General features: G+C 66.9%; 12 protein-coding genes and 1 pseudogene. 7 read left to right on the top strand and 6 right to left on the bottom strand.

Going from position 1 to position 16,899, the window contains the following annotated elements; all coding sequences use genetic code 11:
- Positions 1–50 precede the first annotated feature (50 nt).
- Together NCR34_RS21645 and NCR34_RS21640 are read left to right on the top strand one after the other, a co-directional pair.
- Positions 51–989, top strand: a complete 939-nt coding sequence (locus NCR34_RS21645) for a LysR family transcriptional regulator (protein WP_248324602.1) — start codon at positions 51–53, stop codon at positions 987–989.
- 266 nt (positions 990–1,255) lie between these two features.
- Positions 1,256–3,730, top strand: a complete 2,475-nt coding sequence (locus NCR34_RS21640; protein ID WP_248324601.1) for a hybrid sensor histidine kinase/response regulator — start codon at positions 1,256–1,258, stop codon at positions 3,728–3,730.
- A gap of 16 nt (positions 3,731–3,746) precedes the next feature.
- Here NCR34_RS21640 and NCR34_RS21635 read toward each other — a convergent pair whose 3' ends face one another.
- Complete coding sequence (locus NCR34_RS21635) at positions 3,747–4,520, bottom strand: DeoR/GlpR family DNA-binding transcription regulator (protein ID WP_248324600.1); 774 nt, start codon at positions 4,518–4,520, stop codon at positions 3,747–3,749.
- Between the two features lie 288 nt (positions 4,521–4,808).
- Here NCR34_RS21635 and NCR34_RS21630 point away from each other — a divergent pair, with 288 nt between their 5' ends.
- From NCR34_RS21630 to NCR34_RS21615, 4 genes are all read left to right on the top strand, one after another.
- Positions 4,809–5,816: a 2-keto-3-deoxygluconate permease gene (locus NCR34_RS21630; RefSeq protein ID WP_248324599.1), complete on the top strand. Its 1,008-nt coding sequence runs from the start codon at positions 4,809–4,811 to the stop codon at positions 5,814–5,816.
- Positions 5,813–7,129 (top strand): four-carbon acid sugar kinase family protein, encoded by a 1,317-nt coding sequence (locus NCR34_RS21625; protein WP_248324598.1) that lies wholly within the window; start codon positions 5,813–5,815, stop codon positions 7,127–7,129. The genes NCR34_RS21630 and NCR34_RS21625 overlap by 4 nt, the downstream gene beginning before the upstream one ends.
- 34 nt (positions 7,130–7,163) lie before the next feature.
- Positions 7,164–8,165, top strand: a complete 1,002-nt coding sequence (gene pdxA / locus NCR34_RS21620) for a 4-hydroxythreonine-4-phosphate dehydrogenase PdxA (protein WP_248324597.1) — start codon at positions 7,164–7,166, stop codon at positions 8,163–8,165.
- Positions 8,166–8,762: 597 nt separating this feature from the next.
- Positions 8,763–10,142, top strand: coding sequence for a CoA transferase (locus tag NCR34_RS21615; protein WP_248324596.1), 1,380 nt, complete (start codon positions 8,763–8,765; stop codon positions 10,140–10,142).
- 360 nt (positions 10,143–10,502) lie between these two features.
- On the opposite strand, the gene NCR34_RS21610 is transcribed toward NCR34_RS21615, so the two are convergent.
- The 5 genes and pseudogenes from NCR34_RS21610 to NCR34_RS21590 all read right to left on the bottom strand — a co-directional run bounded on the left by NCR34_RS21610 (position 10,503) and on the right by NCR34_RS21590 (position 16,365).
- Positions 10,503–10,883 (bottom strand): DUF1801 domain-containing protein, encoded by a 381-nt coding sequence (locus NCR34_RS21610; protein WP_248324595.1) that lies wholly within the window; start codon positions 10,881–10,883, stop codon positions 10,503–10,505.
- Positions 10,884–10,925: 42 nt separating this feature from the next.
- A complete protein-coding gene (locus NCR34_RS21605; RefSeq protein WP_248324594.1) occupies positions 10,926–12,635 on the bottom strand; it encodes an outer membrane protein assembly factor BamB family protein in 1,710 nt (569 codons plus the stop codon).
- Between the two features lie 358 nt (positions 12,636–12,993).
- Positions 12,994–15,588, bottom strand: a pseudogene (locus tag NCR34_RS21600) (glucose/quinate/shikimate family membrane-bound PQQ-dependent dehydrogenase).
- Positions 15,589–15,738: 150 nt separating this feature from the next.
- Entirely contained in the window at positions 15,739–16,062 is a 324-nt protein-coding gene (locus tag NCR34_RS21595) for a hypothetical protein (RefSeq protein ID WP_248324593.1), read from the bottom strand.
- Positions 16,063–16,116: 54 nt separating this feature from the next.
- Entirely contained in the window at positions 16,117–16,365 is a 249-nt protein-coding gene (locus tag NCR34_RS21590; RefSeq protein WP_248324592.1) for a hypothetical protein, read from the bottom strand.
- A gap of 136 nt (positions 16,366–16,501) precedes the next feature.
- On the opposite strand from NCR34_RS21590, the gene NCR34_RS21585 reads away from it, so the two are divergent.
- Positions 16,502–16,882 (top strand): hypothetical protein, encoded by a 381-nt coding sequence (locus tag NCR34_RS21585; protein WP_248324591.1) that lies wholly within the window; start codon positions 16,502–16,504, stop codon positions 16,880–16,882.
- Positions 16,883–16,899: the final 17 nt, after the last annotated feature.

Below are 16,899 nucleotides of genomic sequence, written 5' to 3'. Positions count from 1 at the left end.
ACTGACGGCATGTGATAGGGGTATAACTTTCCGTCAAGTCAAACCGCAACATGACGCCATCGCTCAATTCGATTCTTTCGCGGCTGCACTTGAGGCAACTGCGTCTTCTCATTGCACTCGAAGAACGTGGCTCATTGCAAGGCGCGGCGAGTCAGCTCGCTCTCACGCAGCCGGGCGTGAGCAAGTCGCTGCATGAAATCGAAACCACGTTCGGCACGCCGCTTTTCGTGCGCACGCATCGGGGCCTCGAGCCCAATGCCGTCGGCCATTGCGTGATCCGCTACGCACGGCTCATTCAGACCGACCTCGCGCATCTGCGCGAAGAAATCGTCGGCATCATGCGCGGCTTCGGCGGGCGCGTATCGGTGGGCGTCATCATGGGCGCCGTGCCGCTCGTCACCGACGCCATCACGGCGCTCGGCGCGCGTCAGCCGGAAATGTCGGTCGAGATCGTCGAGGACACGAGCGCGACGCTGCTCGGTCTCATCGACGCCGGACGGCTCGACGTTGCCGTGTGTCGCACGAGCGTGAGCCAGACGCCGTATCTCTACGACAGCGTGGTCGTGCAGCAGGAGACGCTTGCCGTCATTGCCAACACCGCGCATCCGCTCGCGAAGCGGCGGCGCGTCGCGCTGAAGGATCTGGCGAAGCACCGCTGGGTCGTGTATCGCGCGAACATGCCGATGCGTCTCTTGCTCGAACGCGAGTTCCACGACGCAGGACTGCGCTTTCCGGCGCATCTGCTCGAAACGACATCTGCGTTCGCGACGCTCGCGCTATTGCAAAAGAATCCGTCGCTGGTGGCGCTGGTATCGGTCGATGTCGCCCGCTTCTGCACCGCGCATGGCGTCGTGTGCACGCTGCCGCTCGCGTTTTCGTCGAAGAGCGAGCCGTACGAGATGGTCACGCGACGCGATGCGCCGTTATCGCCCGGCGTGCGGTTATTGATGGAAGAGATCGCGGAAGCGGGACGCGCCGTGGCCGCATGAGCGCGCCGTCCGCCAACGGACGAGATTACCGACGCGCCGCGCGTCGCATGCACGAATTACGCGGTCATACGTCGCAAGAAACGCTTACCGCGCCCCTTTTTTCGTAACACGAAAAGCTGGGCTTTTAGGCAAACGTTTGCGATTCATTTGTGTTTCAATTGAGGCCCTTCTGCCACCGATACGCCGACTTCCCGCGCGCCATGTTCCGCGCTTCATCGATGGGATAAAGAGCTATGCGTTTCCAGTATGAGGCTTCCGCATCCGACATGAGGCACAAGCCCGATCGCCAACGTCAGGCGCATTTCCAGCGGTGGTTCGCAACGTTCGCCAGTCTCGCGCATTCGCGCCTGCCGCTGCCGGCGTATCTGCAACAAGTCACGGACACCTTGCGCGAAGTCGCGTCCGTCGCGTCGGCTGTCGTCGAATGGATCGAAGACGATCAGCTCGTCTATTGCGCAGCGAGCGGCGCGGCCGCGCAGCACGTCGGCGTCCGTCTGCCGAGCGCCGGCAGTCTGTCGGGCCTGTGCATCACGCGTCAGCAGGCGCTCATCAGCCGCAATACCGCAAACGACCATCGCGTGGATCGCGCGGCGTGTCAGGCGGTCGGCGCCATTTCCATGGTGGTTGCGCCCGTTATCTACGACGGCCGCTCCGTGGCGGTGCTCAAGCTCATCTCCGGCGAGCCGGACCAGTTCGACCAGTCCGACATCGCCATCCTGAACGCGTTCTGCGCGTGCATCGCGGAAACCATCGCCCGAGAGGAAGCGGCGCAGGAGAATCGCCAGCTCGTGGCGGCCAACGCCAGCGTGAGCGCGGACTTAAGCATGGAATCGTCGCTGCGCGCGGAGTACGAGAAAAAGCTCGCCGATGCGCTGCGCCGCCGCCGCACCGTGATCGACAACGCGAACGTCGCCTTCATCTCGATGGACGAAGCGGGCATGATCGTCGACTGGAACGAGGCCGCGGCGTCGCTGTTCGGCTGGCGCGCGCAGGAGGCGGTGAACCGCGAACTGGCGCAGCTGATCGTGCCCGAGCGGCTCCGCGACGCGCATCGCACCGGCCTCACGCGCTATCTCGCCACCGGCGAAGCCCGCGTCATCAATAACCGCATCCAGCTTCCGGCGGTGCGTCGCGACGGCACCGAGTTCGCCGCCGAACTGACGGTGAGCGAAGTGTGGTTCGACGGCCAGCGGCAATTCGCTTGCTTCATCCACGACATCACGGACCGGCTGCGCGCGACCGAAGCGAACCAGCGCCTGCGTCTTTTGATCGATTCGGTCAGCGACTACGCGATCTACATGCTGGACCGGCACGGCATCGTGCAATCGTGGAACGACGGCGCGCGCGCCCTCTACGGCTACACGGCGGAAGAAGCGGTCGGGCGGCATTTCGCGCTCTTCTATCCGCCCGACGAACTGGGCCGCGACCGTCCCGACGAGGCCCTGCGCCGCGCGAGCGAACACGGCCGCATGGAGCACGAAGACTGGCGCGTGCGCAAGGACGGCTCCGCCTTCTGGGCGCATGCCATTCTGAGCGCGCTGCCGTCCACCAATGGCCGAGAGCAGAACTTCGTCGCGATCACGCGCGACATGACCGCGCGCCGCCGCCTCGAAGAACTCGAAGCGTCGAGCCGGCGCATGAACGAATTCCTGGCGCTGCTCGGTCACGAGCTGCGCAATCCGCTCGCGCCGATACGCAACGCCGTGAGCATTCTGAAGCTGAAGGCGTCCGACGATCCCGACGTCAACCGCAGCCGCCTGATCGTCGACCGGCAGCTCGCGCATCTGACGAAGCTCGTCGACGATCTGCTCGAAGCGGGCCGCGTCAGTTCGGGCAAGATTCGTCTCTCGACGGAAATCGTGGATATCGCGGATGTCGTGCATCTGAGCGTCGAAGCGAGCCAGCCGTTGTTCGATGCGCGCGGCCAGCGCCTCGCGGTCGAGGAAAGCGGCCAGCGCATGCATGTGACCGGCGATTCCACGCGGCTCGTTCAGGCGCTCAACAATCTGCTGAACAACGCATCCAAGTTCAGCCCGCCCGGGTCGACGGTCACGCTCGAAGTCGGCCCGCGCGGCAATGCGGCGATGCTGCGCGTGACCGATCAGGGACGCGGCATTTCCGCCGATGCGCTCGCCACGGTCTTCGATCTGTTCGTGCAGGAGCATCCGCCGGGCGCGCATCTCGACGAAGGCGGGCTCGGCATCGGCCTGACACTCGTGCGCGCGATCGCGGAACTGCACGGCGGCCATGTCGAGGCGAAGAGCGGCGGCACCGGCAAGGGCAGCGCGTTCACGCTGTGGCTGCCGCTCGCGCAGGCGCCAGCGGACATCGGAGCCACGCCGGCAGAGCCCGCGGCAGCGGCGGATCGGCAACTGGAAGTGCTCGTGGTGGACGACAATCGCGATTCCGCCGACAGCATGACGCTGCTCGTCGACATGCTCGGTCACACCGCGCGCTCGGCCTACGACGGCGAAGAGGCGTTGCAGCAGTTCGGCGCGCGCCGGCCGCAGGTCGTGCTGCTGGACCTGTCGATGCCGGGGCTCACGGGCTTCGACGTGATTCGCGGCATCCGCGAGCAGGCGAGCAGCGATGGCGGCAAGCATGTGATCGTCGCCGCCATGACCGGGCTCGGATCGGACGAAGACATCGCCCGCACGCGCGCCGCCGGCTTCGATGCGCATCTCGTGAAGCCCGTAGATCTCGACGAAGTGGAAGCGGTGCTCGCGCTCGCCGCCAAATGAAACCGACAGCGAGCCGCTAGCGCGCTTCGCTCTCCGCGCGCTCGACGGTCACGTTGCCGCGCTCCGTGAAGCGGTTCGCGGCTGCCGGGTCGGCGAGCGAATCGGTGATGAGCGTCCACTCGCGTTCGAGCGGCGTCCAGTGCTGCTGGCTCGCGCGCCCGAGCTTGTCGGACGTGACGAGCACGAACACGCTCGCCGCCTGCGCGACGATGCACTCCTTCAGAAACGCCTGCTCCGCCGTGGCTTCGCATAGCCCGCGGCCCGCCACCACGCCGTCCGCGCCCAGAAAAGCCAGGTCATACGTCACGCGCGACAGGGCAAGCTGCGCAATAGGTCCGAGCGTGCTCATGCTTGACGGCCGCACGTCGCCGCCGATCAGCGTCACGCGCACTTCCGCGGACGCGAGCGCGCTCACCGCCAGCAGATTGTTCGTCACGACCTGAATGTCCTTGCGCCCCGCGAGGCAGCGCGCGAGCGCGGCGGTCGTCGTGCCGCCGTCCAGAAAGAGCGTGTCGCCGTCCTGCACGTGCCGCGCCGCCGCCCGCGCGATAGCTTCCTTCTGTTCCCGGAAACTCCCCCGACGCGTATCGAGCGATTCTTCCGGCTCGTGCACGCCGACCGACGCCGCGCCGCCGTACGTGCGCACGATGCGGCGTTCCTCGGCGAGCGCGCGCAGGTCGCGCCGCACCGTCGCCTCGGACATGCCGAAGTGTTCGCACAGCGCGGCCACATCGTTCATGCCGGACAGCACGGCCTTCAACATGGCTTCGCGGCGTTTCTCGACTTTCATGCGGTTCCTGTTCGTTTGAGCGTGATGACGCGTGCCGCGTGCGGCGGACCGCAAGTTTAGCGAATCGGGCGGCGCTTTCGGGCTCGGGCAATGCTAATCGACACCTCACAAGCGCACGCTGCCGCTTTTGATCGGTCCGATCATTAATCATCACAACGTTTGCGCGGTTCGACCAGTGTAAACGCCTAGAAGCGTCGAATTGCGCGCGATTCGATCAAAGGATACACTCGCAAATGATCGATGCAATCATTTCTTGATCGAACCAGACAAGACCTCCTGGAGACACCCATGGCCCAGATTCCCATCAAACGCGCGGTGGAGCGCGTACCCGGCGGCATGATGATCGTTCCGCTTCTGATCGGTTCGCTCATCGCGACGTTCCTGCCGGGCATGCCGAAGTTCTTCGGCTCGTTCACGAACGCGCTCTTCACCGGCGCGCTGCCGATTCTCGCGGTCTTCTATGTCTGCATGGGCGCGGGCATCGACGTGAAAGCGACGCCCTACCTGCTCAAGAAAGGCGGCGCGCTCTTCGCCACGAAAGTCGGCATGGCGATTCTCACGGGCATCGTGCTCGGACATTTTCTCGGCGAGCAGCCGATCAGTTCAGGCATGTTCGCGGGGCTCTCGACGCTCGCCGTCGTCGCCGCGATGAACGACACGAACGGCGGCCTCTACATGGCGCTGATGGGCCAGTACGGACGCTCGGAAGACGTCGGCGCATACACGATCATGTCGCTCGAATCGGGTCCGTTCCTCACGATGGTCACGCTCGGCGTCGCGGGCCTCTCGGCGTTTCCGTGGCCGACGCTCGTCGGCAGCATTCTGCCGCTCGCCATCGGCATGTTGCTCGGCAATCTGGACCGCGACATGCGCGACTTTCTCGGCCGCGCGGTGCCGGTGATGATTCCGTTCTTCGCGCTGGCGCTGGGCGCGAGCCTCGACTTGCACAAGGTCTGGCAGGCTGGCCTGCTCGGCATCGGCCTCGGGCTCGCGGTGGTCGTCGTGACGGGCATTCCGCTCTACTTCGCGGACCGTCTGACGGGCGGCACGGGCGTGGCGGGCGCGGCGGCGGCGAATACCGCAGGCAATGCGGCGGCGGTTCCGGCGCTGATCGCGGCGGCCAATCCGGTCTACGAATCGGCCGCGAAGTCGGCGACCCTGCTCGTCGCGGCATGCGTGGTCGTGACGGCCATCGTCACGCCGATCGTCACGGCCGCGATTGCCAAGCGCGTGAACGCACGCAGCGATGCGCGCGTGGCGGTCGGCGCGCGCGACAAGCGGGGAGCCGCGCAATGAGCGCGCAGCCTGCCCAAGCAGCAAGCATGCTGATTCTCGCCGATGACCTCTCGGGCGCCGCCGACTGCGCCATCGCGTTCGCGGCGTCGGGGCGCAAGACGGTCGTGACGCTGGACGTCTCGTCGCCCGCCGAGGACGCCACGGTGATCGCCGCCGACACCGACACGCGCCGCCTCGCGCCCGCCGACGCCGGCGCGCGCGTCGCGGATGCGTGGCAGGCGCTGCGCGCGCCCGGCCGGCGTTTGTACAAGAAAATCGATTCGACGCTGCGCGGCAACTGGACCGCGGAAGTCGCGGCGCTCGCGCGTCTCGCCGGGCCGGCGATCGTCGCGCCCGCGTTTCCGGCCACAGGCCGCGCCGTGCGCGACGGCATCGTGTTCGTGCATGGCGTGCCGCTCGAAGAGACGGAAACGTGGCAGCTCGAACATGCCGGCCGCGACGCGCGCCTCGGGCCGATGCTCGAAGCGGCGGGCCTCTCCACCGCCCACGTCGCGCTCGATACGCTGCGCCGCGAGCCGCAGTCACTCGCCGCGATCATCGCGACGGCGGCGGCCGAAGGCATCGGCGCGTTGATCCTCGATGCCGAAACCAGCGACGACCTCGCCGCGCTCGCGCGCATCACGGCATCGCTCGATACGCCGTTCTTTTGGGTCGGCTCGGGCGGGCTCGCGCGCGAACTCGCGGCGCTGCCCGATCTGTTCGAAGCCGCTGCGGACCTGGCGCCAGCGGCGCGGCACCCGTCCGCAGACGTGGCGCGCGGCCCGGTGCTCGCGCTGGTCGGCAGCCTGTCGGCCGTGTCCGAGCGGCAATGCGCGATGCTGCGCACCGAAGCGGGCCTCGTCGAATTCATCTTGCCGCCGGCGGTGCTGCGCGACGGCGAGCGTCACGCGGACTGGCAAGCGTGGGGCGAGCGCATCGGCGAAACCTTGCGCGGCGGGCAGGATCTGATCGTGCGAATCGGACGCGACGATGCCTTCGACCCCGCCGAAGGCGCGCGCCTTTCGACCGCGCTTGCCGCGCTCGTCGCGCCGCACTTCGACGCGCTCGGCGGGCTGATTGCGACCGGCGGTGAAACCGCCCGCGCGATGCTCGCGGCGGCGAACGTCGGCAGCCTCGAACTGGTGCGCGAAATCGAAGCCGGCGTCGCGCTCGGACGGGCCACCACAGGCGTATCGGACACGGCGGGCGGCGCGGCCATCGTCACGAAGGCAGGCGCGTTCGGCAGCGAGCACGCGCTCTACGGCGCGTATCGTCATCTGCGCGGACTCTCGAACGAACACGCGGAAGCGGCCTCGCCCGTTGGCGCCCGCTAAGAACCACGCGAACCCTCAACATCTATCAATCACCATGACCAACTATCTTCCCGTAATCGGCATCACGATGGGCGACGCGAGCGGCGTGGGCCCGGAAATCGTCGTCAAGAGCCTCGCGCACGACACCGTTTATCAGCAGTGCCGTCCGCTCGTGATCGGCGATGCGCGCCGCCTCGAACGCGCCATCGAGATCACCGGCGTGAAGGCCACCGTGCGGCGCGTCGAGGACGCATCCGAGGCGCGCTATGAACCGGGCGTGATCGACTGCATCGACCTCGGCCTGATTCCCGACGACCTGCCGTTCGGCCAGCTCTCGCCGGTCGCGGGCGACGCCGCTTACCGTTATATCGCCCGCGCGGTCGAACTGGCGCAGGCCAATCAGATCGACGCCATCTGCACCGCGCCGCTCAACAAGGAAGCGTTGCACGCGGGCGGCCACAAGTTCCCGGGACACACGGAGATGCTCGCGCATCTGACCGGCGTGGACGAAGTGTCGATGATGCTCGTCGCGCCGAAGCTGCGCGTGATTCACGTGACGACGCACATCGGCATCATCGACGCGATCCGCAAGATCGAGCCGGGGCTCGTTCAGCGCACGATCGAGCGCGGCGACGCGACGCTGAAGAAAGCCGGCATCGCGAAGCCGCGCATCGGCGTGTGCGGGATCAATCCGCATGCGGGGGAGAACGGTCTTTTCGGCTATGGTGAGGAAGAGGAGAAGATCATCCCGGCGGTGAAGGCGTTGCAGGAACGCGGTCTCGACGTGACCGGCCCGCTGCCCGCCGACACGCTGTTCTATCGCGCGGGACGCGGCGATTTCGATCTCGTCGTCGCGATGTATCACGATCAGGGACACGGCCCCGTGAAGGTGCTCGGCCTCGAAGCGGGCGTGAACGTGACGGTCGGGCTGGATGTGATCCGCACCTCGGTGGATCACGGCACGGCGTTCGATATCGCTGGCAAGGGCATCGCCGATGAAGGCAGCATGCTGGAAGCGCTGCGTCAGGGCGCGGAACTCGCGACGCGGCGCGGGTGATTGGTGGTTGGGCGCGGGGGATGGCCGCTCGGTATCTCGGGCTGGGGCATCGTCGATGAAGGCGGCATGCCGGACTCGCCGTACCGGGGCGCGAAATCGGCGGCACGGCGCGGCTCGGACTGAAGCCGCTACGGCAGGACGTGGCAAGCGGCGTCGCGCGAGCCGCGGCTGAAGGCGCTACGCCTCCGCGCAGGATTCGGCGCACGGCACGGCTCAGTTCGAAGCCGGTGCGGCGAGACGCGCAACCGGCGACGCCGAGCGCCTGCGGCTGAAAGTGCTACGCCCGCGCAGGATCAGCGGCAGGACGCGGTACAAGCCCTAGCTGCTGCGGCCGGGCTCGCAACCGACGACTCGGCACGTGCGGGAGCTCATGGCGATACGCCCGGGCGAGGAGTCAGCGGCACGGCGCGGCTCAGACCGAAGCAACTGCGGCCAGACGCGGAATCGGCGACCACCCGTGCCCGGGGCTGAAGGCGCAACGGCGGCACGGCCCGGCTGCCGCGTCCCAGCGGCCCGGCACCCCCCCTTAAAACTGTAGCGGGAAGCCGACGCGAATCAGCGCGACAATGGCGCATCTTTCGTCGCCGCGTTCCGATCATGACCGCTTCCTTCGATACCCTCGCTTCCCTATGGCGCATCGCCGGTCTCCCCGGCGATGCGCTTTCCTTCGTCGACCTGACCGGGCACGATCCGGTCTTCCCTTCCACTTTCGCCGTCGGCACGGCCGCGCAGTCCACCATCGCCGCAGCGGCGCTCGCCGCCTGCGAGCTCGCGCATGTCCGCGGCGCGCCGCGTCAGCGCGTGTCGGTCGACATGACGCACGCGGCCGTCGAATGCACCGGCTACTTCACGCTCGACGGCAAGGAGCCGGAAACGTGGGGGCCGTTCTCCGGGCTCTACCGCTGCGCCGACGGCTACGTGCGTATCCATGCGAACTTCGCGCACCATCAGGACGGCGCGTTGCGCGTGCTCGGTCTCGATCCGGCCACGGCGACGCGCGCCGACGCCGAGCGCGCGCTCGTAGAGTGGCGCGCGGGCGACTTCGAGGAGGCCTGCGCGCAACGCGGTCTCGTCGTCACCAAGCTGCGCCGCTTCGACGAATGGGACGCGACGCCGCAAGGTCAAGCGCTCGCCAAGCAGCCGCTGATGACGTTCACGCGCATCGGCGATGCGCCCCCGCTCACGCTGCCGCCACTCGCCGCCGATGCGCGTCCGCTCTCCGACGTGCGCGTCCTCGATTTGACGCGCATTCTGGCCGGTCCGGTCGGCGGTCGCGCGCTCGCCGCGTTCGGCGCGGATGTGATGCTCGTGAATTCGCCGCATCTGCCGAACATTTCCGCCATCGCCGACACGAGCCGGGGCAAGCGCTCGGCCCATATCGACTTGCGCTCTGAAGACGGGCGCGCGGCGCTGTGGCGTCTGATCGGCGAGGCGCATGTGTTCTCGCAAGGCTACCGGCCGGGCGTGCTGGCCTCGCTCGGCTTCGGACCGGACGAGTTGGCGGCGCGGCGGCCGGGCATCGTGCAGGTGTCGCTGTCGGCTTACGGGACTCAGGGCCCGTGGGCCGGGCGGCGCGGCTTCGACTCACTTGTTCAGACCGCGATGGGCTTCAACGCGGCCGAAGGCGAGGCAGAAGGCGCAGGCAAGCCTCGCGCGCTGCCGATGCAGATGCTCGACATGGCAACCGGCTTTCTGATGGCGTTCGGCGCGGCGGCGGCGCTGTGGAAGCAGCAGCGGGAAGGCGGAAGCTGGCACGTGGAGGTATCGCTGGCGCAGACGGGGCAGTGGCTGCGCGGGCTCGGCCGGATCGAGGGCGGTCTGAGCGCGAAGAAGCCGGATATCGCGGCGTTTCTGGAGCGCGTGCCATCGGGCTTCGGCGAACTCGAAGCGGTGCGGCCGAGCGCGCAACTCGCGCGCACGCCTGCTGGCTACGACAGGGCGTCGGTGCCGCCGGGGACGTCGGAGGCGCGTTGGTGAGGGCGATAGGTCGATGCGGCCGGATGGCTCTTCATGGGCGAAGCGCGCCTCTCGACGGCGAATTGCAGGCGGCGCGGCCAATTCCGCAACGCAGGCGTACGCCGGCCAGTTGTGACAGCGATTCACGCCCAACCGGCCGATGCCCCCGCGACCCATCACCGGCTACGCGAATCGCGCCGCTGCCGAGTATGAACTCCGCGAAGGAAGCCTCTTGACCGCCGCGCGGCGCGCACTAGCGATCGGGAATCGGGACAGCGACAAGCGCCTTCACGCATACGTCCGCATGCAAATGTCATTCGTTCTACGAAACATTCACGTACTTGAGTCGCGCTGCTCGCGAGAGAAGCGACTCACCCGCCCTCACTTCCCCGACTTCTTCGTTCTCTCTTGATTAAACTCGATCGCCGCGCGCACCAGCCGCGTGAGCCGCGCCGCATCGACCGTATCGCCTTCGAAGAAATCGATGGCCCGCCGCGCATTCCCTTCCAGCCCCGCGTTGAACAGCCCGTCGGGATCGGCAATCGACGCGCCGTGAGCGAACGTCACCTTCACTTTGCCCTTGTGCGCGTTGGCGACCGCGATCATGCCGTCGCGATACCACACCGGGCTTCCCATGTACTTCCACTCCTCGACGATCTCCGGATCGGCATCGAGGATGCTTTCGCGCACGCGGGCGAACGTCTGCCCGCGCCAGTCCGTCAGTTCGGCGATCAACTGGTCGATGCGTTGCGATGCGTTCATTCGATCTCTCTCACTCTCGATGAAGCGATGACAGTACCGAATCTATCGCGAAAGCAATCCGAACACACCCACGCCGCTTCGCGTGCCCACGTACACCTTGCCGTTCGCAATCGTCGGCGTGATGAACTTGTTGCCCTGGCCGAACTGGTCGCGCGCGCCGGCCTGTCGGCTGTTGTACAGCTCGCGCGCGAGATTCGACGCGTCATACGCGTGTAGCGCCGCGATCGTGCCGTTTTCCGCCGCCCACACGATGCCGTTCGCCGCGCCGTTCGCCGACACGCTCGGCGTCGCGCCCGGCGCGCCGAAGCTCGTGGGCGTCTGGCTGGCGGGCGTGGACGAGAGCCGCGCGTCGGTGATCGTGAATGCTTTGATGCTGTCGCCTAACGCGCCGAAGTACACGGTCCGGTTGAAGTACGCGGGCATGCCGAACACCGGCCCGCGAATCTGCCCGACGACCTCCTGATAGATGTGATCCGCGTTCGAATCGAACTTGCCCATCGAATCGCGGTTGACCACGTAGATCACCGAGTTCTTGCCCGCGCCGAGCGCGAGATGGCGGATCGCGCCGCTCGCGTCAGGAAGATCGGGCAACACGAGCGCGCCGCCGGAACCGAGATCCTCGTCCACGCTCGACTGCTGCACCGTGTTCGACGGCTGGAAGTAATCCGTGACGGCGAGCGTCGGCGTCGTGGCGAGCTTCAGGAAGCCGTTGCCGAAGTTGCCGTGAATCGGCATGCCCTGCCCGTCGAGCGTCGTGTCGAAGGTGCCGTTCGCATCGAGAAAATAGATCGACGCGCCATCCGAAGCGAGGCCCGCGCCGCTCATCCAGATCGCGCCCATCTGTCCGTTGGGCGTGACGTTCAGCACGCTCGCCTGTTGCAGCGTGCTCGCGTTGTAGCCGATCACCCAGCCGGTGTACGGCATGATGTCGCAATGCGACGTCCATGCCGTATAGACGACGCCACCCAGCAGCAGCAGCGACGCGCGCTCGGCGTATTGCCCCGGATCGAATACGACGCGCCCGTTCTGGCTGCCCACGCCGGTGCCGGGATACGACGCGGCAATCTCCGTCGGCCCGCCGAAAAGCTCCGCGCCCGTCGCGATGTCGAGCGCATGAATGCGCTGGTGATAGTGGCCCGCGCCGTCTTTCGACATGCCGACGACATACATCGCGCCGCGCGCGCGGTCGATGACCGGCGTCGCCGTGATGCCGATGGTCGGCGCGATTTGGCCGCAGCCGTGGTCGTCGCTCGGCGTCTCGCCGCTTGCGAGCGTGCTCGCTTTCCAGAGCGTGGCGCCGGTGTCCGCGTCGAACGCAAAGACGCTCGCTTTCTCGGTCGCGACATACAGCACGTTGCGCGTGCCGCCCGCGATAGGCACGGCGGCGAGGAAAAGCGGCTGCGCATCGACCGGGCCGTCCGCCGCGAAGACGGCGAGCTTGCCGAACGTGGCCGCGTTGACGTTCGCGGGCGTGAGCACGGATTCGTAGAGCTGCTGGCCGGTGCGCGCGATGTCGTTGTGATAGGTCGCGACGTCTATCGGGTGCGTGGCCGGCTGCGTCGGTGTGCCGCCGCTCGTTCCATCCGATGCTGCGGCCGGACTGGACGCGGGCGCCGCCGCCCCGCCGCCGGCCGCGACGGAACTCGTCGTCGATGAAGAACCGCCGCCGCTGCATCCCACGACGATCGCCGCCGCGATGACCGCCGCGCCCAGCAGGGAGAGCACTGCGCGACCCGAAAAATGCCGACTCATGTGCATTCTCCTTTCACCGGACGAGCGAAACACGCGTTTCACTCGATTATCGCCCGGTGTGCGAAGTTCGTACGGTGGGACGTCGAGCATTGCTATCGCTTGGCGAATGTCTCGTTTGCTGCGTCGCACCAAACCTGCTAATATACGGGTTACTACCTAGGTAGTTAACCTAGAAGCCACCGAATCAAGGAGTAGCCATGGGAATCCTCGCCCCGCTTTTTTCGATCATCGCCGACGCCGTTCGTGACGCACTGAAGGCCCGCGCCAAGGTCAGCGCGCTGATGGCCGAAGCCTATCGCCGCGCGGTCTGAATCCGCTCAGGGCGGCGGTTCAACGCACCGCCGCCCTCGCGCGCGCTTCACGGCAGCGTGTACGCGATCACGTAATCCCCCGCCTTGGTTCCGAGCGAACCATGCCCGCCCGCCGTCACCACGATGTACTGCTTGCCGCTCGCGTCGGCGTAGCTCATCGGCGTCGCCTGGCCGCCTGCCGGCAGACGCGCTTCCCATAGCTTGTTGCCGTTGCGTACGTCGTAGGCGCGTACGTATTGATCGAGCGTGCCGGTCAGGAACGTGACGCCGCCCGCCGTCACGATGGTGCCGCCGAGGCTCGGCACGCCGAGCGGCATCGGAATCGGCAGCGGCGCCTTGTCGCGAATCGTGCCGTTCTTGTGCTGCCACGCGATCTTGCCCGTGCGCAGATCGACACCCGCGATATACCCCCACGGCGGCGCCTGACACGGAATGCCGAGCGGCGACAGAAACGCGTTCAGCTCGAACGCGAACGGCGTGCCGCGCGCCTGCTTGATGCCGCTCGTCTCGCTGCCCTTCTTCTCGCCCGCCTGCTCGTCCAGCTTCTCGCGGGCAATGAGCTTCGACGTGAACGCCATGTAATCCGGATTCGCGATCAGAATCTGCCGCACCGGATCCACCGACACGCCGCCTCAGTCGAATACGCCGAAGTTGCCCGGAAACACCAGCGTGCCCTGCTCGGACGGCGGCGTGAACGGCCCCTCGTAGCGCAGACTCTTGAACTTGATGCGGCACCAGAGCTGATCGAACGGCGTCGTGCCCCACATGTCCGCCTCGCGCACGCGCGGCGGATTGAAGTTGAGCGCGGAGACGGCCTGCGTCGGTGACGTGCGGTCGCCTCGCGCCGCCCCTTGCGGCACCGGCACCTCGTTGATCGGGATGATCGGCTGGCCGGTTTCGCGATTGAGCACGTAAAGGCTGCCCTGCTTCGTCGACGCGATCAGCGCCGGCTGCATGCCCTGCGCGGTTTGCAGAACGACGAGCGTCGGCTGGCCGCCCACGTCCATGTCCCAAAGGTCATGATGCGTGAACTGATAGTTCCAGCGCAGCTTGCCGGTCGCGAGATCGAGCGCGACGACGCCCGCGCCGAAACGCTCGGCCTGCTGCGTGCGGTGGCCGCCCCATTGGTCGGGCGTCTGATTGCCCATCGGCAGATAGACCATGCCGCGCTTTTCATCGACGCTGAAGATCGACCACATGTTCGGCGAGTTGCGCACGTAGGTTGCGCCGGGCGCGATCGGCTCGGTGGCGTCCGGGTTGCCCGAATCCCAGTTCCAGACGAGATGGCCGTCGTTGACGTCGTACGCGCGGATCACGCCGGACGGCTCGTTGTTCGATTCGTTATCCGTCACGTGACCGCCGACGATCACGAGATTGCGCGCGACGGCTGGCGGCGAGGTCGAGTAATAGCCGCCCGGCGTGAACGGCCCGATGTTCATGCGCAAGTCGATGGTTCCGTTTTTCCCGAAGCTCGCGCAGGGCTTGCCCGTGTCGGCGTCGAGCGCGATCAGGCGGGCATCGGCGGTCGGAAGAAAGAGCCGGCGCGGGCATTCGTTCGAAGGCGCGGCGGGTTGCGCGGCGGTCTGATCACCGCTCTGCGCGGGCGCGGCAGCGGCGGCGTCGCTCGATGCGGCCGGCGCGGAGGCGGCGGCATCGCTGGACGCGGCGGGCATGGAGGCAGCGCCATCGCTCGTGGCGGCTGGCGCGGACGCCTGCGCATCGGATGACGCTTCCGGCGCGGCGGACGCTTCGGACGCGGCCGCGGGCGAAGCCGCCGCCGCATGCATCGCCGGATCGTAATACGCGACGCCCCGGCAGGTCATGTGCTCCCAATGCTTGAACCCGACCGCGCTCTGAATCTGCGGATCGAAGTGCCAGCGCTCCTTGCCGGTCGCGGCATCGAGCGCGAACACCTTGCTGTGCGGCGTGCACAGAAAGAGCGTGTCGCCCACTTTGAGCGGCGTGTTCTCGTCGGTGGTTTCGGTCGGATCGTCGGGGCCGGGCATGTCGCCGGTGCGAAACGTCCACGCCGTTTTCAACTGATGCACGTTCTGCGGCGTGATCTGCGCGAGCGGCACATAGCGCTGTCCGAGCGGCGAGCCGCCATAGTCGATCCAGTCGCCGGGTTGGCGTCCGGTCGCGGCGTTCAGGTCGGGCTGGTTCGGGTCGGCGGCCACGCTCACGTCGATGCTGCCCGCGCGATCGTGCGGATCCGTGAAGTACGTGCCGATGCCGAGCAGCACCGCCAGCACGATGGCAGCCGCGAGCGGCACGCGCGCGGCCCGCGCAGTCGAAGGCGGACCGAACAGCGCGCCGCGATGCACATAAGGAATGAGCAGCCACACCGCGAGCAAGACCCAGATCCACAAGCGCGGCAGAAGCTGCCAGAAGTCGAATCGCGCTTCGAACACCGCCCAGATCGTCGAGCCGAACAGCACGAGCGCGAAGAGCAGCAACGCGGAGCGGCGCCGGATGAGCAGCAGGAGGCCCGTCAGCACGATGGCCACGCCGGTGATCGCGTAGTACCACGATCCATTGAGCGTCACGAGATACGCGCCGCCCGCGGCGAGCACGAGTCCGATCACGATGAACGCGATAGCCGTGCCGAACGTGAGCGGATGAAGTCTTGAGGTACTCGCCATGCTGCAACCCTCCCTGAAGAATGGCGGAACGCGGCCGTCGTCAGCCGTGGTTCGGACGTTGCCAGACCGGCCTGGGGCAGCAAGTCACGTGCCGTTCGCGAGCAGGGAGAGCGAAGGAGAAAGAATGCAGTGCTTCGTTGCGACGCAGTTTCAGCGCGGACGCGGCCACTGTCCGCCGTGAACTGTCGCGCAATGCGTGCCGGAGACGAGCGTCGCCTTCAGGTCGCTGCGTTCCGAGAAACGCGGGGCGTCGAACCAGAGAAGAAACTCGTCGCGCCACACGCCCCAGGCGTTTTCGTCAAAGTCGAAATCTTCGTCGATGCATCCGTTATCGCGCAGATACGCGCCGACGACCTGCTTGCCGTTCCAGTATGCAACGGCCACATCGGTCAGATCGGCGGTCATGCCGCGCGGCAGATCGCGAAGCAGCATGGCGAGGTGCGCCCTGAACGATGTGAAGTCGGTCGGTCTCATCGTGTGCTCCGCTTCAAAAAGATGCGTTGAAAACACTTACGCGGCGCGCGCGTTTCAGCCGAACGCGCCCTTATTGAGGTCCTTCTCGAACGCCGCCACCCATGCGGTGCCGTGCCCGATGCGATATTCGCGCTCCTTGAGCGTTGAACGCCGCACGATGTTCACGTGTCCCCGCAGCGGATAAACGTCGTCCACGACATCCGATTCGCCCGCCTCCTGCACGAGGAAGTCGCTCGGGTCGAGCCGGTGGCGCGCGAGAATCGCGAGAAAGTCCGCCTTCTCGTCGGGTGCGATCACTGACATGGCGCCCTCCAACATCGAACGCTGCTCATTCAAGGTAGCACACGCGCGGACGAACGGCGAAGCGAATCGCCTCACACGCGGTACGCACATAACTTGCTGCGGAAGGTGGCCGATTCACTTTTCGGAGGCATCGCCGATGAACGTTTCGCCGTATCGACACGCGGCTTTCTGCGCGGCCCTTCTCGCATCCGCGCACGCGCACGCCGGCCAGCCCGCCTGCGGCGTGCTGCAAGGCGCGTCGGGCAACGCGCTGACGTTACAGGAAGGCGCGCGCGCCGATCTCGTGCAAGGCGACAAGGCCGTGCACGGCGCGCTGCATATCTATCGGGATGACGCGGTGTATCGCGTGTATTGGCAGCCGGATGGAAGCGCGGAGCAGTACGTGCTCGCGAATGCTGGAGAAAGCGCGGGAGAAAACAGCGTGCGATTGATTTCGACGCCGCCGCGCGGCTCGAAAGTGGACGCGGGACCGGGCACGCTGCCGCCGCAGCAGGTGCTGTCGTGTCCCGCGTTGTGATGCGAATGTGTCGGCCG

This window comes from Caballeronia sp. GAWG1-5s-s (assembly GCF_023631445.1).
GTDB lineage: Bacteria > Pseudomonadota > Gammaproteobacteria > Burkholderiales > Burkholderiaceae > Caballeronia.
The sequence above is the reverse complement of the archived record's forward strand: the minus strand, read 5'-3'. Positions and strand labels throughout refer to the sequence as shown.

Excerpts from the sequence above, each read along its gene's own strand:
- NCR34_RS21585 (WP_248324591.1), top strand. The coding sequence starts at position 16,502 with ATGAACGTTTCGCCGTATCGACACGCGGCTTTCTGCGCGGCCCTTCTC.
- NCR34_RS21595 (WP_248324593.1), bottom strand. The coding sequence starts at position 16,062 with ATGAGACCGACCGACTTCACATCGTTCAGGGCGCACCTCGCCATGCTG.
- NCR34_RS21590 (WP_248324592.1), bottom strand. The coding sequence starts at position 16,365 with ATGTCAGTGATCGCACCCGACGAGAAGGCGGACTTTCTCGCGATTCTC.
- NCR34_RS21610 (WP_248324595.1), bottom strand. The coding sequence starts at position 10,883 with ATGAACGCATCGCAACGCATCGACCAGTTGATCGCCGAACTGACGGAC.
- NCR34_RS21635 (WP_248324600.1), bottom strand. The coding sequence starts at position 4,520 with ATGAAAGTCGAGAAACGCCGCGAAGCCATGTTGAAGGCCGTGCTGTCC.
- NCR34_RS21640 (WP_248324601.1), top strand. The coding sequence starts at position 1,256 with ATGAGGCACAAGCCCGATCGCCAACGTCAGGCGCATTTCCAGCGGTGG.
- NCR34_RS21615 (WP_248324596.1), top strand. The coding sequence starts at position 8,763 with ATGACCGCTTCCTTCGATACCCTCGCTTCCCTATGGCGCATCGCCGGT.
- NCR34_RS21625 (WP_248324598.1), top strand. The coding sequence starts at position 5,813 with ATGAGCGCGCAGCCTGCCCAAGCAGCAAGCATGCTGATTCTCGCCGAT.
- NCR34_RS21630 (WP_248324599.1), top strand. The coding sequence starts at position 4,809 with ATGGCCCAGATTCCCATCAAACGCGCGGTGGAGCGCGTACCCGGCGGC.
- pdxA (WP_248324597.1), top strand. The coding sequence starts at position 7,164 with ATGACCAACTATCTTCCCGTAATCGGCATCACGATGGGCGACGCGAGC.
- NCR34_RS21605 (WP_248324594.1), bottom strand. The coding sequence starts at position 12,635 with ATGAGTCGGCATTTTTCGGGTCGCGCAGTGCTCTCCCTGCTGGGCGCG.
- NCR34_RS21645 (WP_248324602.1), top strand. The coding sequence starts at position 51 with ATGACGCCATCGCTCAATTCGATTCTTTCGCGGCTGCACTTGAGGCAA.